We start from the raw sequence: 25,376 nt of genomic DNA on the forward strand, positions 1-25,376 counted from the left end.
TCCCGTCGGAAATGAAAGGGCAGCCAGCAATCCCGGCCGGCTGTCCCCCTCCTTCTGCGCACTCCGGAGAAACATCATGACAAATCCAGCCAATCCCACATTCGCTGCCATCATAACGCCGATCGACCGGTTGACGGAGGCTGCAAACCTGCTCGCAGCCCTGTCTCTCCTCGGCATTTTCATTCTCATCGCCTGCGAAATCCTTCTCAGAAACCTTGCCGGCTACTCCCTGCCATTCGCCTGGGATGTCGCCGCTTACCTGATGGCCACGAGCTTCATGCTCGCCGGCGCCAGCGCGCTGAAATCCGGTTCGCATGTCCGCGTCACCGCAATAGGCGAGGCGCTTTCTTCAACCGGCGCAAGACGGCTGGATATGGTGGCATGCCTTGTCGGCCTTGTTATCTGCGTTGCCCTTTCGGTCGCATTGACGGACATGGCCGTCCTGTCCGCGCTGCGCGGTTCAACCTCCTCGTCGGTCATCCGCATTCCGCTCATCTATCCGCAGAGCGCGCTCGCAATCGGCGCGATCATCCTGAATTTGCAGATGCTGGCGCAGTTCCTGCGGCTTCTTCGCGGCGAAACACTTTCAACCGGCCCGGGACTGGAATAAATCATGGGAAAGATCACCTTCAGCCTGCTCGGCCTGATGACGCTCATTCTGGGTACGGGGGTCTGGATCGGCCTTGGCCTCGTCGGCACGGGGGCGGCGCTGGCCGCACTCTATCGCCCCGCTTTGCCGCTTTTCAAGCTGCTGGCCCAACAAACCTGGAACACGCTGGTTTCGCCGGAAATGCTGGCCCTGCCGCTCTTCATCTTCATGGCGGAAATCCTGTTCCGAACGAAGATTTCAGAAGCGCTGTTCTCCGGCCTTGCCCCCTGGCTTCGGCATGTGCCCGGCCGGCTTGCCCATATCACCGTTCTCGGCTGCACGCTCTTCGCCTCCGTCTGCGGCTCATCCGCGGCCACCACGGCAACGGTCGGGCGCATCACCGCAAAGGAGCTTATTTCGCGCGGTTATAACCGCGACCTCATCACCGGCAGCCTTGCGGGGGCGGGAACGCTGGGCTTTCTCATCCCGCCATCGACGATCATGATCATCTATGGGGTCATGGCGGAGGAATCGATCCTGAAGCTGTTCATGGCGGGCATCCTGCCGGGCCTGCTGATGGCCGCATCCTATATGGGCTATATCGGCATCCGGGCGCTGATGAATCCGGCCCTCGTCGGGGAGGCCCTCGCGCCCACCACCTTCATCGAAAAGCTGGTGGCGTTGAAGGATCTGGGACCGCTGCTGCTGCTCATCATCGGCGTGGTCGGCTCGATGTATGGCGGGATCGCCTCGCCGACGGAAGCAGCCGCGGTCGGCGTCGGCGGCGCAATCCTTATCGGCGCTTTCCAGAAGACGCTGAACCTTTCGAACCTCATGCAGGCGGCGAAACAGGCGGCCGATTCCTGCGCCATGATCGGCCTCATCATGGTCGGCGCGATGTTCCTGTCGACCGTCATCGGTTATCTCGGCATGCCGCGCTATATCGCCGGCATCATCGAGGGCTGGGGCCTTTCGCCATTCATGCTCATCATCGTGCTCCTGATCTTCTACATCATCCTCGGCACGGTGATGGAAGGGCTGGGCTGCATCGTCATGACGCTGCCGATCACCCTGCCGCTGGTCATGGCGGCCGGTTACAGCAAGGTCTGGTTCGGCATATTCATCGTCATCGTGGTGGAGATGGCGCAGGTCTCGCCGCCCGTCGGTTTCAACCTCACCGTCATCCAGCGCCTGACCGGCGACAGCATGGCCCGCATTACCCGCGCGACCATGCCGTTCTTCTTCATCATGTGCGCCTTCGTCCTGCTCATCGCCGTCTTCCCGGAAATCGTTTCGATCGTTCCGGATATGCTGGCGAATAATTGACGCAAACGGTTTGCCGGCCAGCACGCTCTCCAATGCGCAAGGCCGGCATCCCCAGACCCGGCTCCGCTGCGGTCAATTCCACGAGTTGGAACAGAATCCTTGCAACACAGGCGGCTCAAATAGGAACATGTCATGTCGCTCATAAATTCCAGTACCAAGGGTGTGTTCGTCATTGCCTGCACACCATTTGCCGAAGACGGTTCGCTCGATGGCGAAAGCATCGGCCGCATGGTCAACTTCTATTATGAAAAAGGCGCGGACGGGCTGACGATCCTCGGCATGATGGGGGAAGCACCCAAGCTCACCCAGGCGGAATCGATCGAAGTCACGAAGCTGACGCTGAAACGTTCCGAAGGAAAACCCGTGGTGGTCGGCGTCTCCGCACCCGGCCTTGCCGCCATCGGCGAACTGACCAAGGCAGCCATGGATCTGGGTGCCGCCGGCGTCATGGTCGCTCCGCCACCCGCGCTGCGTACCGATGAGCAGATCGTCGCCTATTATCGTAACGTCGTCGAGACTGTCGGCGCCGACGTGCCTGTGGTGCTGCAGGACTTCCCGCTTTCCACCGGCGTTCAGATAAGCGCAAAAACGCTGGGCGTCATCTTCGAAGCCCATCCCAGCATCGTCATGCTCAAGCATGAGGATTGGCCGGGCCTGCAAAAGATCACCGACCTGCGCGAAGCAGAGGCCAAAGGCCGTCGCCGCACCTCCATCCTGTGCGGCAATGCCGGTGTTTTCCTGACCGAGGAAATGCAGCGCGGCGCCGATGGCGCCATGACCGGTTTCGCCTATCCAGAAATGATGGTGGATGTCGTCCGTCTCAGCAATGAGGGCAGATACGAAGCCGCGCAGGACTTGTTCGATGCCTATCTGCCGCTGATGCGCTATGAACAACAGCCCGGTCTCGGCCTTGCCGTGCGAAAACATGTTCTGGCAAAACGCGGCGCCATCGCCAGCGCGACCCAGCGCCGCCCAGGCGCACCGCTGAGCGCGCTCGCCGTGAAGGAAGTCGAGGCGCTGATCGAACGGCAGATGCGCAGACTGGACCTGTTGCGTTGACGGAGGTGAATTCACAGCCGTTGTGACGGACCCGATCAGCGAGGCAATGCGGGAACGGCATTTCTGCTCGCTTCGCGACGAGCCCAACAAAGCTCATGGACAACAGATCTATGGGGAAAACTCCCCTCTCCCGGTAAGTCACTGTGACATATAGACTTATCGGGAGAGGGGAATGGTACGGTTGAGTGGGGTCGAACCACCGACCTCAGGTGCCACAAACCTGCGCTCTAACCAACTGAGCTACAACCGCACATGAAACGCCGAAGCGGCGTCACGGGGGGTGACATAAAAGGTGTTTTCCCCATTTGCAAGTGCCTCTTCGAATTTTGCGAAAAAAGGCTGAGAAAGGCAAGTGCTTTTCAATGGGCCGGGCTGACATAAAGAGGCCGCAGCGGCCTGTTGATGTTAACTCTATTTGGCGATTCATCCGGCGGATGGTGGACCGGACCGCGCTGTGAAGTTATTTAAAATTCTGTTAACGTGATGCCTCGGCGGGTTTACGTTTAGAGCTTCATGAGGAAGCCGAAAAGCCCGCAAGGTCCGGTAGTGCCAGAATAGGTTTCGACATGCCCGCCGTCCAGTATCCCTTTATCGATATCGCAGTGCATGAACGGGTGCGTGAAGGTTTCGGGCGCGGCGCGGCCATGGCGTTGTTCTCGCTCGACCTTAAAAACGCCCTTTGGGCCAATGGCCGGGGCGCGGCGCTGTTTGGCACGCCGATGGTCTATGATTTTCTGGAACAGGGCCCGAAACCGCAGGATGTGACCTTCCGGCAATTGGCAGCCACGGCGGCGCGGCTTTCCAAAGCGGGCGACAGCCTGCCGTTTACCATTCGCATCACGTCGGGTTTCCGCAGCATTGCCGTTACGGCGCGCGCGGAAATCATCGAGGCCGAACCCGGCCAGCCCGCCATCCTGTTTTCCGCCCTCACCGACCAAGTCGCACCCGACACGGCGGAATGCGCCCGGCGCATGATCGAAGGTTTCGACGACCCCGATATCCATATGGCCGTTCTGAACGGCGAGAACGAGATTGTTGCCGCCTCGCCCGGTTTTTCGTCGCTCGGCATCACTCCGCACACGGCGCGGACACTGGTGAAAATGGCAGCCGGACAGTCCGGCCATCTCGTCAAGCGGCCGGTGCCGACCGGCAAGGGTTATTTGCCCGCCGCCACCGGCCAGATTGCGGCATCGCCCGAATTGAACCTGATGTTCGTGGTCGAAACCGCGCTGGGCACACTCGATCCCGTCAACGGTTTCGCAGAAGACAGGCCGCAGGAAACGCCAGCCGCCGCCGAGCCCGCCCTGCCGGTTGCGGAGGTCGCGCCTGTTGCCGCTGCAACCTCCTTCGATTCCGTGCTCGATGCCGTCGCTGGCATCGAGGATGTGGAAGAGGTGCAGGAACTGCCGGCCGATCCCGAAGAAGAAGTGGCAGCGCAGCAGGATGAGAACAGCCTTCTGTCATTGCCGGAAAACGGAGCGGAGACCCCGGCGGCGCTTTCTGCCCAGGACGCCGACGCGGCTGCGCATGTGGCGATGACCGACGACATCGCCGATCTTTTCGAACTCGATGAGGATGAAGCAGAAGCTCCCTTAACCGAGCGCGCAGTCGCCGATGCTCCCGCCGAAGAGATCCGGGCCGAAGAAAACGCAGTCGTGGACGATGAAATCGTCGAAACGGCACCGTCAGACGCTGCTCCTGCCGCGGATGAGGAGATAACGGCGGAGGCGGAGACCGAAGAGACGGACATCGGCGCTGGCGCAGAAGCGCAGCCTTTTGTTTTCAATGCCGGTGCGCGCGCTTCCCGTTTCGTCTGGAAAATCGATGCGGAAGGACGCTTCAGCTCGATCTCGCATGAATTTGCAGAGGCTGTGGGCGCCAAGGCGGCTGCCGTGGAAGGCATGGGCTTTGCCGATGTCGCGGCCCTGTTCAATCTCGATCCCGACGGCAAGATCCGCGAGCTTCTCGGCCGTCGCGACACATGGTCGGGCAAGACGATCTATTGGCCGGTGGAAGGCACATCGCTGATGGTGCCGATCGATCTTGCCGCCCTGCCCACCTATACGCGCTCACGCGAATTCGACGGCTTCCGCGGTTTCGGCATCGTGCGGCTTGCCGATGCCGCCGAAGACCCGCATGCCACGGGCCTGACCTTCCTCAACGGCGAAGAGGCCGATCCGGCGGAAGCCCTGCCGCAGCCCACTATTGAGGATGAAAGCCACGAATTGCTGGCCTTTATCGATGAGGATGACGACGCGGCGCAAGACACCGGTTCCATCGCTGAGGATGAGGTCCCGGCAACGGAGGCCGATGCGGCGGATGATGCATCGGACGTGGTTTCGGCCGAAGAACAGCACCATGATTATACCCCGCCGGAATTCGAAGCGCCGGTTGCAGCACCCGCGCTGGAGCCGGACTATTCCGACAAGGTCGTCCATCTGGAGGAGCGCCGCTCGCGCTCCCGCGAGGGGCTGACCGCAGGCGAGCAGGCCGCCTTCCGCGAAATCGGCCGCGCCCTGGCGCCGGCGGATGCTGCTTCCGAAGAAGACCGGGAAACGGATGCGGAAGCCATTTCCGCTGAGCCGATCATGCAGGATATTCAGCAGGATATCGATGCGGATACTTCGGAAAGCGCGCCCTCCGAAACGGAAAATGACGACAGGAAAACCGAACCGGCGGAGGAAGACGATCTTTTCGCCGATTATGTTCGTGGCGAGCAGCCTGCAGCCATTCGCGCACCGGCGGATGAAAGCGGTTCCGACGAAAAGCAGGAGCCTGCGGCTGACGAGCGGCCGGCTGCCGATATTGCCGCCGCCATGGTCAGCCCATCCGTTCGCCCCGCGAATGCCTTGACGGCCGAGACACTGGACCAGATGCCCGTGGCGCTTCTGGTGCATGCCGGCGACAGGCTGATCCACGCCAATCCGGATTTCCTGCGATTGACGGGCTATGGCTCTCTCGCCGAACTCGAAGAGGTGGGCGGTCTGGAAGCGCTGCTGCAGCGGCAGGAGCTGGAGGACATGCCGGACAACGAAGGCGGCATGGTGGTCGTCAGCTCTGACAACGACATCATTCCGGTCAAGGCGCGGCTGCAATCCATCCGCTGGGAAGAAACCAAGGCGCTGATGCTGTCTCTGGTGCCGCTTGAGGAAAAGCAGGCGCCGGTTGCGGCCGCCAACGAAAATATTGCTGCCGGCGATGCCGAAAATGCGGAAGCAGGCAGCCTCTCCCTGTTGCAGGGCGAAGTGGAGGAGCTGCATTCCATTCTGGAAACGGCCACCGACGGGGTGGTGCTTCTGGGAGACGAAGGCGAAATCCGCTCGCTCAACCGTTCCGCCAGCGCGCTGTTCAACTATGACAATGGTGAAATCGCCGGAAAGCCTTTCGTCACCCTCTTTGCCCATGAGAGCCAGCGCGCCGTGCTGGACTATCTTTCCGGCCTTGCAAATAACGGTGTCGCCAGCGTGCTGAATGACGGCCGCGAAGTGATCGGCCGCGAAGCATCCGGCGGCTTCCTGCCGCTGTTCATGACCATCGGCCGGCTAAAATCGTCGCACGGCTATTGCGCGGTTATCCGCGACATCACCCAGTGGAAGCGCACCGAAGAAGAACTGCGCAACGCCAAGCGGGCGGCGGAAACCGCCAATGCCCACAAGACCGATTTCCTGGCGCGCGTCAGCCATGAAATCCGCACGCCGCTCAATGCCATCATCGGCTTTGCCGACATGATGGCGACCGAACGTTTCGGGCCGATAGGCCATCCGCGTTATGTGGAATATGCCAATGATATCGGCCGTTCCGGCCGGCATGTGCTCGACATCGTCAACGATCTGCTCGATATCTCCAAGATCGAGGCCGGGCAGATGGATGTGGATTTCGTCGCCGTGCCGCTCAACGAAACGGTGGCCGAGGCGGTCTCGCTGGTGCAGCCGCAGGCCAACAACCAGCGCGTCATCATCCGCACCGCTCTTGCGCAATCCGTGCCGCAGATCGTCGCCGATCTGCGCTCGATCAAGCAGATCGTGCTGAACATCCTGTCGAACGCCATCCGCTTCACGCCCTCCGGCGGCCAGATCGTGGTGTCCACCGCCTATGAGGCCAATGGCAGCGTGTCGCTGCGCATTCGCGACACCGGCATCGGCATGACCCGGGCGGAACTGGAACAGGCCATGAAGCCGTTCCGGCAGGTGGCATCATCAGGGAAGCGCGTGCGCGGCGACGGCACCGGGCTCGGCCTGCCGCTGACCAAGGCGATGGTGGACGCCAACCGGGCGAATTTCTCCATCACCTCCACGCCGAATGAAGGCACGCTGGTGGAAATCACCTTTCCGTCGCAGCGGGTTCTTGCCAACTGAGGCCATGCGGGCGTAGCAATGCGGAAGCCGCCGGCACAATGGTCGCCGGTTGAGGCCTTTGCACGACAGTAGACTGGCATGTCCATGACGGTTTCCCTTCCGGCAACAAGACGCTTCTCGGTGTTGCCCATCACGGCGGTCATCGTCGCGGCCATTGCCGCCATGCCCATTCTGGCAATTTTCTGGCTGGCGCTGACCGGCAGCACGGAAGGATGGCAGCATCTTCTCGCCAATGTCCTGCCGCGCGCCGGGTTTCGCACCTTCCTGCTCTTGGGGATGACGGCCGCGACGACGGCTTTCTTCGGCATCGTCTGCGCCTGGCTTGTCACTACATTCGAATTTCCGCTGCGGCGGTTATTGTCCGCGGCGCTCGTGCTGCCGCTCGCCATTCCTTCCTACCTGGCGGCCTATGCGTTCGGCGAGTTTCTCGACTTTACCGGCCCGGTGCAGAGCGCGTTGCGCGCCGCTTTCGGTTATCACAGCATCCGCGATTACTGGTTTCCGGACATACGCTCGCTCGGCGGTGCCGTGATCGTTCTGAGTTCGGTACTCTATCCTTACGTCTATCTCTCGGCCCGCGCCGCCTTTTCCATGCAGGGACGGTTTGCGGCCGAAGCGGCACGCACGCTTGGTGCAAAACCGCTGAACGTGTTTTTCTCCGTGCAATTGCCGATGGCCCGGCCGGCCATCGCCATCGGGCTGTCTCTGGTCCTGATGGAGACGCTGAACGATATCGGCGCGGTCGAGTATCTCGGCGTCCAGACCCTGACCTTCACCATTTACGAAACCTGGCTCAATCGCGGCAATCTCGCCAATGCGACGCAGATCGCCGCCGTCATCCTCATCATCGTCGGTGCACTGATCATCATCGAACGCAACGCCCGGGAAAAGCAGCGCTTCGGCGCGCCAAAGGCGACAAGCATGGCCCAGCGTCACCGGTTGAAGGCGCTGACCGGCTGGCGGCGCTGGAGCGCCTGCCTGTTCTGCTTCATACCCGTGGCAAGCGGGTTCTTCATTCCGGTGATCGTGCTCGGCGGTTACGCAGCAAAGAGGCTCGACGCGCTGTTTTCTCCGAAGCTTCTGAAAGCGCTCGGACACAGTCTCGAAGTCTCGCTTTCCGCCGCCTTTGTGACGCTGATCGCCGCTTTCGTGTTTTCTTATGCCATACGCACCGAGCGCTCGCGCAGCTCCAAGGTCGCCGCCCGCTTCGGCTCCATGGGATATGGCGTGCCGGGAACCGTGCTTGCCATCGGTGTTCTCATTCCGCTGGCAAACCTCGATAATGGCGTCGACGGTTTCATCCGCTCCCATTTTGGCTTTTCCAGCGGCCTGCTGCTTTCAGGCACCGCCTTTGCCATCATCTATGCCCATGCCGTGCGCTTCATGACCATGGCGGAGGGCACACTCGACGCGGGTTTCCAGAAGCTTTCACCGCATATCGACATGGCCTCGAGAACGCTTGGGCGCAACCGGGCGCAGACACTGTTCAAAGTGCTGTTGCCGAACATGCGGCCGGCGGCGCTGACTGCATTCCTTCTGGTCCTGATCGAATCCATGAAGGAACTGCCGGCCACGATCCTGCTCCGGCCTTTCGGTTTCAACACGCTGGCCACGCTGGTTTATGAGGATGCGTCGCGCTCAAGGGTGCAGGATGCGGCTGTGCCGGCGATCATCATCATCATTGCCGGGCTTATTCCCGTGCTTCTCGTCTCGAAATCGATGGATCATCCGGAAAACCGCTGAATGGCAAGGGCCTTTGCGGCAAAAAGAAAGGCGGCCTTGCGGCCGCCTGTATCAGTTGTGCTTTTTCAACGAGAGAAAGGGGGACAACCTCGCGATATGGAAATTATCAATCCCGGCCGTCAGTATTTGACAGCCCTGCGTTGGGTTTACTTTCCGCCAACTCCCATTAACAAGCGGTTAAAACCAAAATCGAGCAATTACCGACGAAAATTCCTATTCTGATACCGTAAAGCGCCGAAACTAAATTAAAAGTCCCTGAATTAATCGTGATTTCAACAGCAACGCGAGAAATCAAAGACGTCCGTTTGATCAGTTTCGAGCTGCGGCGTGTTCATCGCGCATCCGCTGCAACTCCGTGCGCTTGGATGCGATGGAAGCAACGATAACGCCGATCGTGACAAGCCCGATAAGGATCGTGCAGATGGCGTTGATTTCCGGTGTCACACCAAGGCGAACCTGCGAGTAAATCTTTATCGGCAGCGTCGTCGCACCGGGGCCTGTGGCGAAGCTGGCGATGACGAGATCATCAAGCGACAGGGTAAAGGCCAGCATCCAGCCGGCGATGACGGCGGGAAAGATCAGCGGCAGGGTGATGCGGAAGAAGGTCTTGACCGGCGGGCAGCCGAGATCGAGCGCGGCTTCCTCAAGACTGCGATCGAAAGTAAGCAACCGCGACTGCACGACGATCGCCACGTAACACATGGTGAAAGTCGTATGCGCGATGACCACCGTCCAGAAACCGCGATCCACGCCGACGGCCACGAAGAGCAGCAGCAGCGACAGGCCGGTGATGACTTCCGGCATGACGAGCGGCGCATAGATCATGCCCGAAAACAGCACCCGGCCGGGAAACCGGGCGAAACGGGTGAGCGACAGCGCCGCCAGCGTTCCGAGAATGGTGCCGATGGTGGCGCTAAGGATACCGACGCGCAACGTCACCCAGGCCGCATCCATCAGCCCCTGGTTCGACCACATGGAGCGGTACCATTGCAGCGAGAAACCGCCCCAGACGGTGACGAGCTTCGAGGCGTTGAAGGAATAAACGATCAGGATGATGATCGGGATATAAAGAAAGGCAAAACCGAGGGTGAGGACGGTGATGTCGAATTTTCCGCGCTTCATGGCCTCACCCCACCTTCTTCTGCTGGTTCTGGAAGATGGCGATGGGCACCACCAGCAACAGCAGCAGCAGCACGGCGACGGCGGAGGCCAAGGGCCAGTCGCGGTTGCCGAAGAATTCCGTCCACAGCGTCTTGCCGATCATCAGCGTCTGGGCGCCGCCGAGCAGATCGGGAATGACGAATTCCCCTGTTATCGGAATGAAGCAGATCATCGAGCCGGCCACGACGCCCGGCAGCGACAGCGGGAAGGTGATCTTCCAGAAGGCTTTCCATGGCGGGCAGCCGAGATCGGCGGCCGCTTCCAGCAGCGTATTGTCGAGCTTTTCCAGCGCCGAATAAAGCGGCAGCACCATGAAGGGAAGATAGGAATAAACGATGCCGATGAAGATCGCCGTTTCCGTACGGAAGATATTGACCTGCTGGTCGGGTCCGAGAAAACCAAGCCATTGGAACAGCACCGTCAGCAGGCCTTCCGGCTTCAGAATGCCGATCCAGGCGTAAACGCGGATCAGGAACGAGGTCCAGAACGGCAGGATCACCAGCATCACCAGCGTCGGGCGCACGGAAGACGGTGCGCGCGCCATGGCCAGCGCCATGGGATAACCGATCAAAAGAAGCAGGAAGGTGGAGATGAAGGCGATGCGCAGCGATGACAGATAGGCGTCGATGTAAAGCGGGTCTTCCGTCAGGAAAAGGTAATTTTCGAAATCCAGTTCGGAGAAGAACGCGCCGAGCTTCGAAAACCCTTCGAAAACCGGCGTATAGGGCGGCATGGAGATCGCCGTATCCGACAGCGAGATTTTGAAGATGATGAAAAACGGCGCTGCGAAGAACAACAGCAGCCAGAAATAGGGAACCGCGACGACCAGCCAGCGCCAGGGGCTTTGCCGGTTTTCAGGAGTGGTGATCGCCATCGAAGCCTCCCTCAGTGCGTCAGGACGAGGCCGGAATCCGGCTTCCAGTTCAGCCACACCATATCGCCGAAGGTGATCGGGCGATCGACGAGACGCGAAACATTTGCCTGCGCGGCGCGAATGACGCGGCCATCGGCAAGCTTGACGATGAAGACGGAGAAGTCGCCGAGATAGCCGATATCCCAGACCTCGCCATAGGCGGAGTTGACGCTGCTATCGCCGGGCTGGTCGAGCGAGATGCGGACCTTTTCCGGGCGGATGGCGAAAGCCACCTGGCTGCCCGTTGCAGCAGCGCATTCCTGCTCCACCGCCACCTTCAGCCCTTCGCAATCCAGCGTCACCAGGCCGGGCTTGCCGATATCGGAAGCATTGGCGACGACATTGGCGTCGAAAATATTGATATCGCCGATGAAGTCCGCCACGTAGCGGCTGTTCGGCGCTTCATAGATCTCGGCCGGCGTCGCCACCTGCACGACATTGCCCTTGTCCATGACAGCGATGCGGTCCGAGACCGTCATCGCTTCTTCCTGGTCGTGGGTGACGATGAGGAAGGTAAGGCCGAGATTGGTCTGGATGTCCATCAGTTCGAATTGCGTTTCCTCGCGCAGCTTCTTGTCGAGCGCGCCGAGCGGTTCATCCAGCAGAAGCACCTTGGGCCGCTTGGCAAGCGAGCGGGCAAGCGCCACGCGCTGCCGCTGGCCGCCGGAAAGCTGGCTTGGCTTGCGCCTTGCGAATTCCGTGAGCTTGACGAGCCGCAGCATTTCTTCGACGCGCGCGGCGATATCCGCCTTGGGCAGACCGTCCTGCTCCAGACCGAAAGCGACGTTCTTTTCCACCGACATATGCGGGAAAAGCGCGTAGGACTGGAACATCATGTTGGTGGGCCGCTTATAGGGCGGCACGCCGGAAATATCCTTGCCCTGCAGCAGGATGCGACCTTCGGTCGGTTCCTCGAAACCGGCCAGCATGCGCATCAGCGTGGTCTTGCCGCAGCCGGAGGGACCGAGCAGCGAGAAGAATTCGCGTTCATAGATATCGAGCGTCAGATTGTTGACGGCGACGAAATCGCCAAAACGTTTGGTGACGTTTTCAAAGCGGATGAAGGGCACCGCATCGGGATTGTCCCAAGGGCTAAATTTGCGTTTGACCGGCCCCAGAGTTTTCGCCATTCACCCTACCCTCAAATCCCGTTGGTCGTGTAGATTTGAGCATCGGATTTTCCGACTTTCGGTCCGATGCTTTGAGGCGGGCGGCGCCGGCAGGTAACGGAACCTGCCGGCAAAGGATCAGAGAAACAGGCCCGCCGGCCGTTCCTCAACCAGCGGGTGGAAGTGTCAGCTGCCGGTCTTTATCTGCGTCCAGACGCGGTTCAGGACGCGCTGTTCCTTCGGTCCGTAGGGCGAGATGGTGAAGAGCTTCTTCAGCGTCTCGGCATCGGGATAGACCGCCGGGTTCTTGGCGACGGACTCATCCATCAGCGCCTGCGAGGCGAGGTTGCCATTCGCGTACTGAACATAGTTGGAGGCCTTGGCGATGACTTCCGGCCGCATCAGATAATTGATGAAGGCGTGAGCTTCCTCGACATTCTTGGCATCCGCCGGGATGGCAAGGTTGTCGAACCACATATAGGTGCCTTCCTTCGGAATGACGTAGTTCACCTCGACGCCGTTCTTGGCTTCCTCAGCGCGGCTCTTCGCCTGCAGGATATCGCCAGACCAGCCGATGGTAATGCAGCTGTCGCCATTCGCCAGTTCATCGATATAGGCGGAGGAGTTGAAGGTCTTCACATAGGGGCGGATCTTCATGTAGACGTCGCCGCCCGCCTCGAGATCGGCGGTTTCCTTGCTATCCGGATTCTTGCCGAGATAGTTCATGGCGATGGCGAAGGTCTCGTCGGACGCATCGAGAATATTGATGCCGCAGGATTTCAGCTTTTCGGCATTTTCCGGCTTGAAGAGAATATCCCAGCTGTCGACCGGAACATCGCCGAGCGCCGCCTTCACCTTGGCGACGTTGTAACCGATGCCGGTGGTGCCCCACATGTAGTTCACGGCATATTCGTTGCCGGGGTCGTATTTCGCCAGACGCTCGGAAACCTCGGGCCACATGTTCTTCAGATTCGGCAACTTGGACTTGTCGAGTTTCTGGAACACGCCGGCATTGATCTGGCGGGCGAGGAAGGGTCCGGTCGGCACCACGACATCATAACCGGAGCTGCCGGCCAGAAGCTTGGTTTCCACAAGCTCGTTGCTGTCGAAAACGTCATAGACGACCTTGATGCCGGTTTCCTTGGTGAAATCGGCAAGGATCGATTCGTCGATATAATCCGACCAGTTATAGACGTGGACGATCTTCTCCTGGGCCATTGCCGAGCCTGCTGCAACGAGCGCGGTGGTGAGAGCCAAGGTCAGGCGGAGAGAACGGTTTTTCATGATGTCTCCTGTTAACGCATCCTCACGATGGGAGCGTGATCCCCTTTTTTGGGAGAGACTAGAAAGGAAAACAAAAGGGAGCAAGCGGGAAATGTGCAGCACAGCATTTTCAACCAAATGTGTTCCGGCCACAAAAAAGCGAATGGAAACACCTACTGGAAGTCGAAAACACTGAGACCGGTGACCATTTCATCGAGCCCGAGCGGCCGCGTCAGCGGCGCTTCCGCCCGCGACAGACAGCCCTGCCTTTCGCACAGCCGGCACGAAGGGCCGACGGCGACGGGCGCGGCACCCGAAGCGGCGGGGCCATAGACGGTGTCTCCGGCCTGGGCGAGATCGCAGCCGAGAAGCACGGCCGTTCGCCGCACCCTTTCGCCGAAACCCGCCTGCGGACCTTCCAGCGTGCGCGACACCGTGAGGAACGCGTCGCCATCCGGCATCTCCACCGCTTCCACCAGCACCTGTCCCGGCTGGGCGAAAGCGGCATGGATGTTGAGCCGCGGACAGAGGCCGCCGAACCGCGCCCTTGGAAAACCGCCGGCGCCTGCAAGGCGGAAACGGTTGCCGGCATTGTCGATCTCCATCAGGAAAAACGGGATCGCCGCGGCCGACGGCCGTTGCAGGCTGACAAGACGGTTGGCTGCCTGTTCGAAAGAAACGTTGAAGCGCGACCGCAAAACCTCGAGATCGTATTTCGCCCGCTGGGCGGCGCTCAGGAATGCGCCATAGGGCATCATCAGTGCATGGGCGGCGTAGCGCGCCAGTTCGAAGCGGGCGATGCGCCTTGCCTCCTCCCCTTTCAGGCCAAGCCCTTCAAGCTCCGTGCCGATTTCTTCGCGAAGCGCCAGAAGACAGGTCTCCATGGCCATTTCCCTGAGCTGGTCCGGTTGCGACAGGCGTTCGGATAAAAACAGCCGCATGGAATGCCGGTCGTAACGCCGCCTGAGATTCGGCATGGCATGAACCGGCAGGGTGCGGACCACGATGCCGTGGTTTTTCTGAAGCCATGCACGAAGGCCGGAGGCGAGATCGTCGCCCGCCGACAGGTGTTTGTGGAGTTCTTCCGCCGCCGCGTCGATGGCGTGGAAATAGGCTGGCCGATTTTCAAAGACATGCCGCACCTCGTCGATCGGCAGACGGGTGGAGGAGAGCGCCGTCTCATGCCCCTCCCGCGCCAGAAGATCGGAGAGGTCTGAAAGGCGCTGCGCCTGTTCCCTATAGGCGCGATAAAGCTTGAGGACACCGCTTGCCGCATTGGGCGCGGCATCGGCAACCTCGATCAGTTCCTGCGGCGACGGCACTTCCCCCGCCAGCAGCGGGTCGGCGAAGACCTCGCGCAGCTGCCCGGCGGAACCGGCGCTTTCGCCCTGCAGGTCATCCAGATCGACCTTGTAGACGGAGGCAAGCTTCAAAAGCAGCTGCACCGTCAGCGGCCGCTGGTTGCGCTCGATGAGATTGAGATAGGACGGCGAAATCGCCAGCGCCTCGGCCATGGCCGTCTGCGTCAGCGCCAGACCGTTGCGAATGCGGCGCACGCGCGGGCCTGCAAAAATCTTGTTTTCCGACACCGCCTCACCTCCCCGTGCCTGCGACTCATACAAACCTGTTACAAACTCTGCGGGCAAAAGACTTTTACAAAATTTACAATTTTACAGCTCCCGCCTGTCATGCACACTACAGGATAACCTCTTTCAAGTCACTGTTTTTATGTTTGTTCTGGCACTCAAATCTCGAAAAATGTAAATGTAGTCACATCAAACGGCGCCATATGATGTTGAAGAGGGCCCGTTACGAAAACCGCATTTATCATGGGAGAGAGAAGTATGACGGATTTTTACAAACTTGTTCCGGGCGCACCGCAGGGACGTTTCGATGGCATCGAGCGCACCTACACCGCCGCCGACGTGGAACGGCTGCGCGGCTCCGTCGACATCCGCCATTCGCTGGCCGAGATGGGCGCGAACCGGCTGTGGAAGCTGATCAACGAGGAAAACTTCGTCAACGCGCTCGGCGCGCTTTCCGGCAACCAGGCCATGCAGATGGTTCGCGCCGGGCTGAAGGCGATCTATCTTTCCGGCTGGCAGGTTGCCGCGGATGCCAATACGGCGTCGGCCATGTATCCGGACCAGTCGCTTTATCCGGCCAATGCCGCGCCGGAGCTTGCAAAGCGCATCAACCGCACTTTGCAGCGCGCCGACCAGATCGAGACGGCAGAAGGCAAGGGCCTTTCGGTCGACACATGGTTCGCGCCGATCGTTGCCGATGCGGAGGCCGGTTTCGGCGGGCCGCTCAACGCCTTCGAAATCATGAAGGCCTTTATCGAGGCAGGTGCTGCGGGTGTTCATTATGAAGACCAGCTGGCATCGGAAAAGAAATGCGGCCACCTCGGCGGCAAGGTTCTGATCCCGACGGCGGCGCATATCCGCAACCTGACGGCGGCGCGGCTTGCAGCCGATGTCATGGGTGTACCGACGCTGGTTATCGCCCGCACGGATGCGGAGGCCGCGAAGCTCCTGACCTCCGACATTGACGAGCGCGACCGCCCCTTTGTGGATTACGATGCCGGCCGCACCGTCGAGGGCTTCTATCAGGTCAAGAACGGTCTTGAGCCTTGCATCGCCCGCGCGGTGGCCTATGCGCCCTATTGCGACCTGATCTGGTGCGAGACTTCCAAGCCGGATCTCGAACAGGCGCGCAGGTTTGCCGAGGGCGTGCACAAGGTGCATCCGGGCAAGAAGCTCGCTTACAATTGCTCGCCGTCGTTCAACTGGAAAAAGAACCTCGACGACGCAACGATTGCCAAGTTCCAGCGCGAGCTGGGCGCGATGGGCTACAAGTTCCAGTTCATCACGCTGGCCGGTTTCCACCAGCTGAATTTCGGCATGTTCGAACTGGCGCGCGGTTACAAGGACCGGCAGATGGCGGCCTATTCCGAGCTTCAGGAAGCGGAATTCGCAGCCGAGGCCAATGGTTACACCGCCACCAAGCACCAGCGCGAAGTCGGCACCGGCTATTTCGACGCCGTATCTCTGGTAATCTCTGGCGGCACGTCGTCCACGACAGCCATGAAAGAATCCACCGAGCACGACCAGTTCCGCCCGGCGGCCGAATAAAATCGAGAAACTGCCCTTCCCGGTGACGGGAAGGGCTTGCAAACCGGATCAAGAACCCCAACCAATAATGAGAGGAGAAATGCCATGAATGCCCATAACCCCATCAAGACCCACGTCAAGGAACGCGCCGAGGAACAGTCCTCCGCCATGACGCAGGATCAGCAGGCCGCCATCCGCATGCTGGCCAATGATCTGCACCGCCTTAACCAGGCCGTCATGAAAGCGGTTGAGGCCGGCGTTTCCGTCGAGCTGGTCCGCTCGGCCCGCCACCATGGCGGCGGCGGCAACTGGGGGGATCTGCTTATCCCGGTCATCGTCGCGCAGGGGCGTGACGCCGCCTGAAACGAAAGACCGGAACATCATAATCGATGCTCCGGTCTTCAATGCAAACGTCCGAAGTGGCCGCCTCAGAAGCTCGCCGATACGGAAACGCCGATGCTTACATTGACGCCCATCGCCTCGACGTTACCCTGGAGTTGAGGCGCATAAGGAGCGAAGCAGGCAAGCTGCGTCAGGGGAATCGGGTTCAAAATGGCGGGAGATTCCCACGCCAGATGCATCGCCACACCCCCCACGAGCTTTTCCCAGCCTGCGATCTTGGTGCCTGCGGCTGCCGGCGCAATGGCCGTGACAGATTGTGAAAGAGCATCGGCAACCACTGCCGCGAGACCCTTGCTGACTGCTGCATAAAAGAGCTTTGCTGCTTCTTCCGGCGTTCCCGCTGCGGACATCGCATTTACATATGATGCTGAAACTATCATGGTGGCCTCAACCTAAAGGGGTTAAACTTACAGGAAGCAACCTATGGATATTTTGACGTACGCGCAACTATAAATTATTAAAAGTTATTTATGCAACTAAAAGTAATTTCACCTATGCGGGGCGGCTCTTGCGCCCGGCATATAAATCGGAATGGCTCTTGATCAGACGGGTCATCCGATCCGCCACCGTCCTGATATCGCGGCGGTGGCGGTCGTCATTGTTCATGACGATCCATTGATTGTGGCGAAGGGTTCCCAGCTCTTCGCCTTCCCGAGCGAGCCGCGCATCGGCATCGCCCACGAAACAGGGAAGCACCGCGACCCCCGCCCCGGCCAGCACCAGATCGAGAAGCGCCGTCGGCCGGTTCACTGTCACCACGATCTCGTTGTTACGATTTTCATACGGCCAGCGCAGATAGGCTGAAATGGCGTTTTCCTCCGCCACCGCCAGCCACCGATCAGCGACGGAAACGGCGGCGTTGCGCAGCCTGTAGGGCGCATAGGCCACCTCCCCCGTTCGGATGGCGGCCAGGTTCTTTTCCTGCGGCTCGAAAGCGCGGATGCCGATGTCGTTTTCGCGATGGGCCAGTGACGCCCTCTGTTCGGCAATGAAAAGGTCGATGCGGAAATCATCGCGGTCGGTGCAGATGGCGGAGAAATTCCCGGTCAGCAGCCAGGCGTTCCAGGTGCCGACGGCAATGCGCACGACGGACGAGGCCGACGACGCCTTCTGCCATCCCTCGATGTCCCTTGCCGCATTCTCCATCGCCTGAAGCCGGTCGAACAGCGTACGGCCGTCTGCGGTCAGGGCGTAACCCGTCTGGCTGCGCTGGAACAGCGCCTTGCCGATACGCTCCTCCAGCTCGACCATTCGCCGCCCCACCGTCGCGGGGCTCAAGCCCGTCAGCGCAGCGGCGCCCGTCAGGCCGCCGCTGCGTGACACATCGAGGAAAAGCTGATAGGAATCCCAGGTGACGTTTTTCATGGGTGAAAAACGTAGCGCATTTTCTTGCGCAGATAAATCAAAAAACGGCGCGCATCATGGCCCTCCGCATTAGAAGGAGAGCGACATGCACGCGATTTTTGCAGCCCGCATTATCATCGAAAATCAGCAGCCGCGCACACGGCACGAAGCCATTCTGCAGGAAGAGAAATTTTATGCCGATATGGCGGAGGCATCTCGGCCGTGGCGGCTTTTCAGCGCGCTTATGAGCCGGATGAGGGCAAAGAACAGCAGATCAGTGAAAGAGAGCGATCAGAGCTGCCAGAGCACCGGCTGCGATGAGGCTCAGGCGAAAGACCAGCTGACGGCTCTCGTTGTCGGCGCGGGCGATGGCAATGGCGCGAGGGCGGCGATGTGCAGATCTGTTCATGCGCGGGTTCCTGACGAAAAACTCAACCGACCCATGCCCTGTTAAGGCCTCCAGCAGGACATCATGTGCAGCGGGAGCGCAATGCGATCCGGCTTTGCTGGCATTTGGTCAGGATGACTCCACGCCCATTAACAAGGCATTAACGGGCGTGGTCTCACGCGAATTCACCCGCCGCCTGCCCGGACGCCCAGGCCCACTGGAAATTATAACCGCCGAGCCAGCCGGTCACATCGACACATTCGCCGATGAAATAGAGGCCGGGCACGGACTTCGCCGCCATGCTGCGGGAATCGAGGCCGGTCGTGTCCACGCCGCCGAGCGTGACTTCCGCCGTGCGATAACCTTCCGAACCGGCGGGCTTGATCTGCCAGTCCTGCACCTCGCCCGCCAGCTTTGCCAAAGCCTTGTCGGACATATCCGCCAGATGGCCGGTGAGGCCGGATTGTTCGACGACGTGCTGGGCAAGCCGTTTCGGCAGAATTTCCGACAGAGCCGTCTGGGGCGACTGGCGGCCGTTCTTCTGCTTCGCCTGCTTCAGCAGCGCGGCTATATCGCGATGCGGCTCAAGCTTCAGGCGGACCACGTCACCCTCGCGCCAGTAGGATGAGATTTGCAGGATGGAAGGGCCGCTCAAGCCGCGATGGGTGAAGAGCAACGCTTCCTCAAACGAGGTTTTACCGTGATAGACCTCCGCCGGAACCGCGACGCCGGCAAGCGGGCTCAGCTTTTCCAGCGAGGCGGGATCGAGCGTCAGCGGCACGAGGCCCGGACGAGTTTCGATGAGCTTGAGGCCGAACTGTTCGGCGATCTGGTAGGCAAAACCGGTCGCGCCCATTTTCGGGATGGACTTGCCGCCCGTCGCCACAATGAGGCTTTCCGCCTCGATGACGCCGACGGATGTCGTGGCGCGGAAACGAGCGCCATCATGGGTGACGGCCGAGACGGACGTTTCGAGCCACAGCTTCGCATTCACCGCCTGCATTTCGCCAAGCAGCATGCGAATGATGTCCTTGGCGCTGTCATCGCAAAAGAGCTGGCCGAGCGTTTTTTCATGCCAGGCGATGCGGTGTTTTTCGACAAGGGCGATGAAATCGCGCGGCGTATAACGGGCGAGCGCGGATTTGGCGAAATGCGGGTTGGCGGAGAGATAATTCTTCGGCCCGGCATGGATATTGGTGAAGTTGCAGCGGCCGCCGCCGGAGATGCGAATCTTTTCGCCCGGCGCTTTCGCATGGTCGAGAATGACGACGGAGCGGCCGCGCTGGCCGGCGCGGATGGCGCACATCATGCCGGCAGCACCAGCCCCCAAAATCAGCACGTCACATTTCTCTGTCATCATTCCATCCGATCCGTTTCCTTTCCTCTTTTCGAAGTGCCGCCGCTTGTCAATGGCGCTTTCCCCCTCGCCAATTGCCAAACTACGGTTATGATGGCGCCAGTCGAAACACAGACCCGGTGATACATGCCCGCCAAGAAAACCATGCTCCGCCCGAAGAAACAGGCAACCATGGCAAAGACACCTCCCCTCGACCTTTCCTCCCCCCGTGGCGTTTCCTCCTGGCGTGAAGCCGCGCAATGGCTGCGGGCGCGCGGGATCGAAGACATAGAATGCATCACGCCCGACCTTGCCGGCGTTCCGCGCGGCAAGATGATGCCGACGGCGAAATTCACGGGCGACACCTCGCTTGCTTTGCCATCCGCGCTCTACCGCCATACGATCTCCGGCGAATATCCCGATGAGACCGCGAATTTCCGTTACGAGCCGCGCGACAGCGACCTGAAGCTGGTGCCCGATCTTTCCACCCTCTCCGTGGTGCCCTGGGAAACGGACCCGACCGCGCAGGTGATCTGCGACGTGGTGGATGCCGAAGGCAATTTCGTGCCCTACACGCCGCGTAACGTGCTGAAGAACGTGCTTTCGCTCTATACCGAAAAGGGCTGGAAGCCGGTCGTGGCACCTGAGATCGAATTCTACCTCGTTGCCATGAATGACGACCCGGATTATCCGCTGCATCCCCCGAAGGGCCGGTCCGGCCGCTCCATCGTCGGCGGGCAGAGCTATTCCATTGCCGGCATCAACGAATTCGACGAGTTGATCGACGACATCTACCATTTCTCCGAAAAGCAGGGCCTCGAGATCGATACGCTGATCCACGAGGAAGGTCCGGCGCAGCTTGAGATCAACCTGCGTCATGGCGACCCGATCGAGCTTGCCGACCAGGTGTTCCTGTTCAAACGCACCATCCGAGAAGCGGCGCTGAAGCACGGCATCTACGCCACCTTCATGGCCAAGCCCATGCAGGGCCAGCCGGGGTCGGCCATGCATATCCATCAGTCGGTGGTGGAGATCGACAGCGGCCGCAATATCTTCTCCAATGCCGATGGCAGCCCTTCGAAAGAATTCTTCTCCTTCGTGGGCGGCATGCAGCGTTATGTTCCGAACGCTCTCGTCATGCTGGCGCCCTATGTGAATTCCTATCGCCGCCTGACGCCCGACATGGCCTGCCCGGTCAACAATGCCTGGGGTTACGACAACCGCACGACCGCCTTCCGCGTACCAATTTCCGGCCCGCAGGCGCGGCGCGTCGAAAACCGCCTGCCGAGTTCGGACGCCAATCCCTATCTCGCGCTTGCCGCCTCGCTCGGCTGCGGCTGGCTTGGCATCGTCAACAATATCGAGCCAACCGAACCCACCGCTGATACGGCCAATGAAGGCTCCATCGAACTGCCGCGTGGTCTCCTCGAAGCCGTGGCGCTGCTGGAAGGCGAAGAGCAGTTCGACCGGGTGTTCGGCCATGAATTCGTGGGCCTCTATGCCGGCCTGAAACGCGGGGAGTTCGAGACCTTCATGCAGGTCATCAGCCCCTGGGAGCGGGAATTCCTGCTTCTCAACGTGTGAGGAACCCCGAGCATGACATGGCAAAGCCCGATTGCGCCGGGAATTTCCTGGTATCAGGCAACCGTTGGCGAGCGGCCGGACTATCCCGCTCTCGACGGGTCGAAAGAGGTGGACGTCGCGATTATCGGCGGCGGTTATACCGGCCTTCAGGCTGCCTGTAACCTCGCCGAAAACGGCGTCTCCGTCGCCCTCATCGAAGCACATCGCTTCGGCGATGGCGCTTCCGGCCGCAATGGCGGGCAATTCGGTACCGGCCAGCGTTCCTTCCCCGACGAGATGGAAGAAGAGATCGGCTTCGAGCAATCGAAGCTGCTATTCGACATTGCCGAGGACGCCAAAAACTACCTGCGCGGCTTCGCCGTCAGCCGCGGCGTCGACATGGAATATCTTCCCGGGCAGCTCTATGTGGCGCATAAAGCCGCTTACGAGGACGACTATCGCCGCAGTGTCGATGCGATGAACAACCGTTATGGCTATCCGCATATTTCCTACATGGAACGCGCAGAAGCACGCAAACGCGTCGGCTCCACCCATTATTTCGGCGGCACGCGCGATACCGGCACCGGCCATATCCATCCGCTGAAACTGCTGGTCGGGCTGGCTAAGGCGGCGAAAGCGGCGGGTGCCGGCATTTATGAAATGACGCCGGCGAAATCAATCCGCCAGACGGGCGGCAAAACCATCATCGAAACGCCTTTCGGCACGATCACCGCGCCGCGGGTGCTGATCGCCACCAATGCCTATATCGGCAATCTGGAACCGGTGACGGCCGCCCATATCATGCCGATCCGTTCCTTCATCGGCGCCACCGTGCCGCTGGATGCGTTTCCCGACATCATTCCCGACCGGGAGGCCGTGGCGGATTCGCGGTTCGTGGTGCGCTATTTCCGCAAGACGGCCGATAACCGGCTGCTGTTCGGCGGGCGGGAAGCCTATACGGCCGATGCGCCGCGCGATATTTCCAGCCACATCCGCCGGCAGATCGCGGAAATCTATCCTGCGCTGAAAGATATAGAGATTACCCATTCCTGGGGCGGCTCCGTCGGCATTACCCTGCCGCGCAAAGTCTTCGTGCGCGACGTCATGCCCGGCGTCACCTCCATCGGCGGTTATTCCGGCCATGGGGTGATGCTGTCGAACTATTGCGGCAAGCTCTATGCCGATCTCGTTCTCGGCAAAAAGGACATGCTGGCGCCCTTCGCGCAGCTGAAGGTGCCCTCTTTCCCCGGCGGGGCGTCGCTGCGCGCGCCGCTGCTTTTCCTCGCGCTCTCCTGGTACGCGTTGAGAGACAGGTTTTAGGCCAATGTTTACAGACTGTTATCGGCGGCGGACGAGTTGCCGGAAGCAAAATTCATAATTTCACATAACTGAGTCTGGCATTTTTAAATCGATTAGATTATTGATGCCCCAACCTTTGAAGATCGAGAGAATCGATATGAGCAGTCAGATCATTCCTGTTGAACCTTTTGATTGTGTCGTTTTCGGCGGCACGGGCGATCTTGCCGAGCGCAAGCTTCTGCCGGCCCTTTATCACCGGCAGGTCGAAGGCCAGTTCACGGAGCCGACCCGCATCATCGGCGCGTCGCGTTCGGTCATGACCCACGAGGAATATCGCAAATTCGCGCAGGACGCGCTGAAAGAGCACCTGAAGGCCGGCGAATATGACGATGCGCAGGTCGCCATCTTCCTGAACAGGCTTTTCTACGTGCCAGTCGATGCCAAGGGCAATAATGGCTGGGACGTGCTGAAGAAGCTGCTGGACGAGGGCAAGGAGCGCGTGCGCGCCTTCTATCTGGCCGTCGCGCCCGGCATTTTCGGCGATATTGCCGACAAGATCCGCGAGCACAAGCTCATCACCCGCTCGACCCGCATCGTCGTTGAAAAGCCAATTGGCCGCGATCTGGCTTCCGCGCAGGAGCTGAACGACACCATCGGCCATGTCTTCAAGGAAGAGCAGATCTTCCGCATCGACCACTATCTCGGCAAGGAGACGGTGCAGAACCTGATGGCGCTGCGTTTCGCCAATGCGCTTTATGAGCCGCTGTGGAATTCCGCCCATATCGACCATGTGCAGATCACCGTTGCCGAAGCGGTCGGCCTTGAAGGCCGCGCGGGTTATTATGACAAGGCCGGTGCGCTGCGCGACATGGTGCAGAACCATATCCTGCAGCTGCTTTGCCTTGTCGCCATGGAACCACCTGCATCCATGAATGCCGAAGCCGTGCGTGACGAAAAGCTCAAGGTTCTGCGCTCGCTGAAGCCAATCGACACCAGCAATGTCGAAAAGCAGACGGTTCGCGGCCAGTACCGTGCCGGTGCTTCCGCCGGCGGCCCGGTCAAGGGCTATCTGGAAGAGCTGGAAGGTGGCGTTTCCAACACCGAAACCTTCGTCGCCATCAAGGCTGAAATCGCCAACTGGCGCTGGGCCGGCGTTCCCTTCTACATCCGCACGGGAAAACGCCTCGCGACCCGCGTTTCGGAAATCGTCGTCACCTTCAAGCAGATCCCGCATTCGATCTTCGACGATGCGGCCGGCAAGATCGAGGCCAACAAGCTGGTCATTCGCCTGCAGCCGGATGAGGGCGTCAAGCAGTCTCTGCTCATCAAGGACCCCGGCCCGGGCGGCATGCGCCTGCGTCAGGTCTCGCTGGACATGAGCTTCGCCGAAGCCTTCAACGTGCGCAGCCCCGATGCCTATGAGCGGCTGTTGATGGACACCATCCGCTCCAACCAGACGCTGTTCATGCGCCGCGACGAAGTGGAAGCGGCGTGGGATTGGGTCGATCCCATTCTCAAGAGCTGGGAAGATCTGGGACAGGGCGTGCAGGGTTATACCGCCGGAACCTGGGGCCCGAGCGGTTCCATCGCGCTGATCGAGCGCGACGGCCGCACCTGGCACGATGCCGATTGAGGGCCTGGCGATGAGCGAAACGATTCACGTCTTCGACACCGCCGCCGAACTGGCAGCCGCTCTTTCGGCGGAGGTTGCCAAACGCCTTGATGCGGCAACCAAGGATCGCGGTGCGGCAAGCATTGCCGTCTCCGGCGGTTCGACGCCCAAGCTGTTCTTTCAGGCGCTTTCCAAACACGATCTCGACTGGCCCAATATCAGCGTGACGCTGGTGGACGAGCGTTTCGTGCCGCCGGAAAGCGACCGTTCGAACCACCGCCTCGTTGCCGAGAACCTTTTGCAGGACAAGGCGAAGTCGGCTTATTTCGTGCCGCTGTTCCAGCCGGCGGCCTCGCCGGAGGATGCGGCGACGCTTGCGACCGTCAAGACCGAGGCGATCTGCGATCCCTTCGATGTCGTCATTCTCGGCATGGGAACGGATGGCCACACGGCATCGTTCTTCCCCGGTGGAGACAATCTCTACGAAGCGCTGGACCTCGATGAACCGCGCGGCGTTTTGACCATGGCGGCGGAGAATGCGGGAGAGGAGCGGTTGACCTTCAACTTCTCCAGCCTGCACGATGCCGAGTTTCTGGTGCTGCATATCGAAGGCGCGGCCAAGAAGGCGACGCTGGAGAAGGCACAGTCGGGCGAGGACGAGGATGAAATGCCGATCCGCGCCGTGCTGAACCGGGCAGAAACGCCCGTGGATATATACTGGGCGCCATAAGCCAAACGCCACCGCCGCGATTGCGGCCCGGCGACAAAGCGCCCCGAAGACATGAAGACTGAAACACGACA

The 25,376-nt window shown here is 60.3% G+C and carries 19 protein-coding genes, 1 tRNA gene and 1 pseudogene; 11 read left to right on the plus strand and 10 right to left on the minus strand.

The features are described from left to right. The first annotated feature begins 76 nt into the window (after positions 1 to 76). From ACQZ5G_RS07095 to ACQZ5G_RS07105, 3 genes and pseudogenes are all read left to right on the plus strand, one after another. Entirely contained in the window at positions 77 to 610 is a 534-nt protein-coding gene (locus ACQZ5G_RS07095; protein ID WP_448737312.1) for a TRAP transporter small permease subunit, read from the plus strand. Positions 611 to 631: 21 nt separating this feature from the next. Beyond that, positions 632 to 1,915: pseudogene (locus tag ACQZ5G_RS07100) on the plus strand (TRAP transporter large permease); the annotation flags it as partial. A gap of 132 nt (positions 1,916 to 2,047) precedes the next feature. Further along, complete coding sequence (locus ACQZ5G_RS07105) at positions 2,048 to 2,974, plus strand: dihydrodipicolinate synthase family protein (protein WP_448737311.1); 927 nt, start codon at positions 2,048 to 2,050, stop codon at positions 2,972 to 2,974. Positions 2,975 to 3,147: 173 nt separating this feature from the next. Here ACQZ5G_RS07105 and ACQZ5G_RS07110 read toward each other — a convergent pair. After that, positions 3,148 to 3,224: transfer RNA gene (locus ACQZ5G_RS07110), tRNA-His, on the minus strand. A 316-nt stretch (positions 3,225 to 3,540) separates the two neighbouring features. Between ACQZ5G_RS07110 and ACQZ5G_RS07115 the strand changes: the two genes are divergently transcribed. Both ACQZ5G_RS07115 and ACQZ5G_RS07120 read left to right on the plus strand, forming a co-directional pair. Next, positions 3,541 to 7,329, plus strand: a complete 3,789-nt coding sequence (locus tag ACQZ5G_RS07115; protein WP_448737310.1) for an ATP-binding protein — start codon at positions 3,541 to 3,543, stop codon at positions 7,327 to 7,329. Positions 7,330 to 7,407: 78 nt separating this feature from the next. Continuing rightward, positions 7,408 to 9,072, plus strand: a complete 1,665-nt coding sequence (locus ACQZ5G_RS07120; protein ID WP_448737309.1) for an ABC transporter permease — start codon at positions 7,408 to 7,410, stop codon at positions 9,070 to 9,072. A gap of 309 nt (positions 9,073 to 9,381) precedes the next feature. On the opposite strand, the gene ACQZ5G_RS07125 is transcribed toward ACQZ5G_RS07120, so the two are convergent. The 5 genes from ACQZ5G_RS07125 to ACQZ5G_RS07145 form a co-directional block, all read right to left on the minus strand. Continuing rightward, a complete protein-coding gene (locus tag ACQZ5G_RS07125; protein WP_004432617.1) occupies positions 9,382 to 10,194 on the minus strand; it encodes an ABC transporter permease in 813 nt (270 codons plus the stop codon). A gap of 4 nt (positions 10,195 to 10,198) precedes the next feature. Beyond that, on the minus strand, positions 10,199 to 11,107 hold the full coding sequence (locus tag ACQZ5G_RS07130; protein WP_196378008.1) for an ABC transporter permease subunit: 909 nt from the start codon (positions 11,105 to 11,107) through the stop codon (positions 10,199 to 10,201). Positions 11,108 to 11,118: 11 nt separating this feature from the next. Continuing rightward, the gene (locus ACQZ5G_RS07135; protein ID WP_448737308.1) at positions 11,119 to 12,276 is read right to left on the minus strand and encodes an ABC transporter ATP-binding protein; all 1,158 of its coding nucleotides are present in this window, start codon (positions 12,274 to 12,276) and stop codon (positions 11,119 to 11,121) included. Between the two features lie 165 nt (positions 12,277 to 12,441). Next, complete coding sequence (locus ACQZ5G_RS07140; RefSeq protein WP_448737307.1) at positions 12,442 to 13,539, minus strand: polyamine ABC transporter substrate-binding protein; 1,098 nt, start codon at positions 13,537 to 13,539, stop codon at positions 12,442 to 12,444. 152 nt (positions 13,540 to 13,691) lie between these two features. Then, positions 13,692 to 15,107 (minus strand): helix-turn-helix domain-containing protein, encoded by a 1,416-nt coding sequence (locus ACQZ5G_RS07145; RefSeq protein ID WP_174056206.1) that lies wholly within the window; start codon positions 15,105 to 15,107, stop codon positions 13,692 to 13,694. A gap of 255 nt (positions 15,108 to 15,362) precedes the next feature. Between ACQZ5G_RS07145 and aceA the strand changes: the two genes are divergently transcribed. Both aceA and ACQZ5G_RS07155 read left to right on the plus strand, forming a co-directional pair. After that, complete coding sequence (gene aceA / locus ACQZ5G_RS07150; protein ID WP_448737306.1) at positions 15,363 to 16,652, plus strand: isocitrate lyase; 1,290 nt, start codon at positions 15,363 to 15,365, stop codon at positions 16,650 to 16,652. Positions 16,653 to 16,736: 84 nt separating this feature from the next. After that, positions 16,737 to 16,994, plus strand: a complete 258-nt coding sequence (locus ACQZ5G_RS07155; RefSeq protein WP_004432604.1) for an SMc00767 family acetate metabolism repressor — start codon at positions 16,737 to 16,739, stop codon at positions 16,992 to 16,994. 65 nt (positions 16,995 to 17,059) lie between these two features. Here ACQZ5G_RS07155 and ACQZ5G_RS07160 read toward each other — a convergent pair whose 3' ends face one another. From ACQZ5G_RS07160 to ACQZ5G_RS07175, 4 genes are all read right to left on the minus strand, one after another. After that, a complete protein-coding gene (locus tag ACQZ5G_RS07160) occupies positions 17,060 to 17,383 on the minus strand; it encodes a hypothetical protein (protein ID WP_004432602.1) in 324 nt (107 codons plus the stop codon). 142 nt (positions 17,384 to 17,525) lie between these two features. Continuing rightward, positions 17,526 to 18,398, minus strand: coding sequence for a LysR family transcriptional regulator (locus tag ACQZ5G_RS07165; RefSeq protein ID WP_448737305.1), 873 nt, complete (start codon positions 18,396 to 18,398; stop codon positions 17,526 to 17,528). A gap of 253 nt (positions 18,399 to 18,651) precedes the next feature. Continuing rightward, entirely contained in the window at positions 18,652 to 18,786 is a 135-nt protein-coding gene (locus ACQZ5G_RS07170; RefSeq protein WP_448737304.1) for a hypothetical protein, read from the minus strand. Positions 18,787 to 18,940: 154 nt separating this feature from the next. Beyond that, positions 18,941 to 20,125, minus strand: coding sequence for an NAD(P)/FAD-dependent oxidoreductase (locus tag ACQZ5G_RS07175; protein ID WP_448737303.1), 1,185 nt, complete (start codon positions 20,123 to 20,125; stop codon positions 18,941 to 18,943). A 123-nt stretch (positions 20,126 to 20,248) separates the two neighbouring features. Between ACQZ5G_RS07175 and ACQZ5G_RS07180 the strand changes: the two genes are divergently transcribed. From ACQZ5G_RS07180 to pgl, 4 genes are all read left to right on the plus strand, one after another. Continuing rightward, complete coding sequence (locus ACQZ5G_RS07180; protein ID WP_035260676.1) at positions 20,249 to 21,685, plus strand: glutamine synthetase family protein; 1,437 nt, start codon at positions 20,249 to 20,251, stop codon at positions 21,683 to 21,685. Positions 21,686 to 21,697: 12 nt separating this feature from the next. Beyond that, positions 21,698 to 22,984 carry an NAD(P)/FAD-dependent oxidoreductase gene (locus ACQZ5G_RS07185; protein ID WP_448737302.1) on the plus strand — a complete coding sequence of 429 codons (1,287 nt, stop codon included), beginning with the start codon at positions 21,698 to 21,700 and terminating at the stop codon, positions 22,982 to 22,984. A gap of 136 nt (positions 22,985 to 23,120) precedes the next feature. Next, positions 23,121 to 24,596: a glucose-6-phosphate dehydrogenase gene (zwf, locus tag ACQZ5G_RS07190; RefSeq protein WP_004432590.1), complete on the plus strand. Its 1,476-nt coding sequence runs from the start codon at positions 23,121 to 23,123 to the stop codon at positions 24,594 to 24,596. Between the two features lie 10 nt (positions 24,597 to 24,606). Then, on the plus strand, positions 24,607 to 25,305 hold the full coding sequence (gene pgl / locus ACQZ5G_RS07195; RefSeq protein ID WP_004432588.1) for a 6-phosphogluconolactonase: 699 nt from the start codon (positions 24,607 to 24,609) through the stop codon (positions 25,303 to 25,305). Positions 25,306 to 25,376 lie beyond the last annotated feature (71 nt).

It is taken from the genome of Agrobacterium sp. 22-214-1 (genome assembly GCF_053522465.1).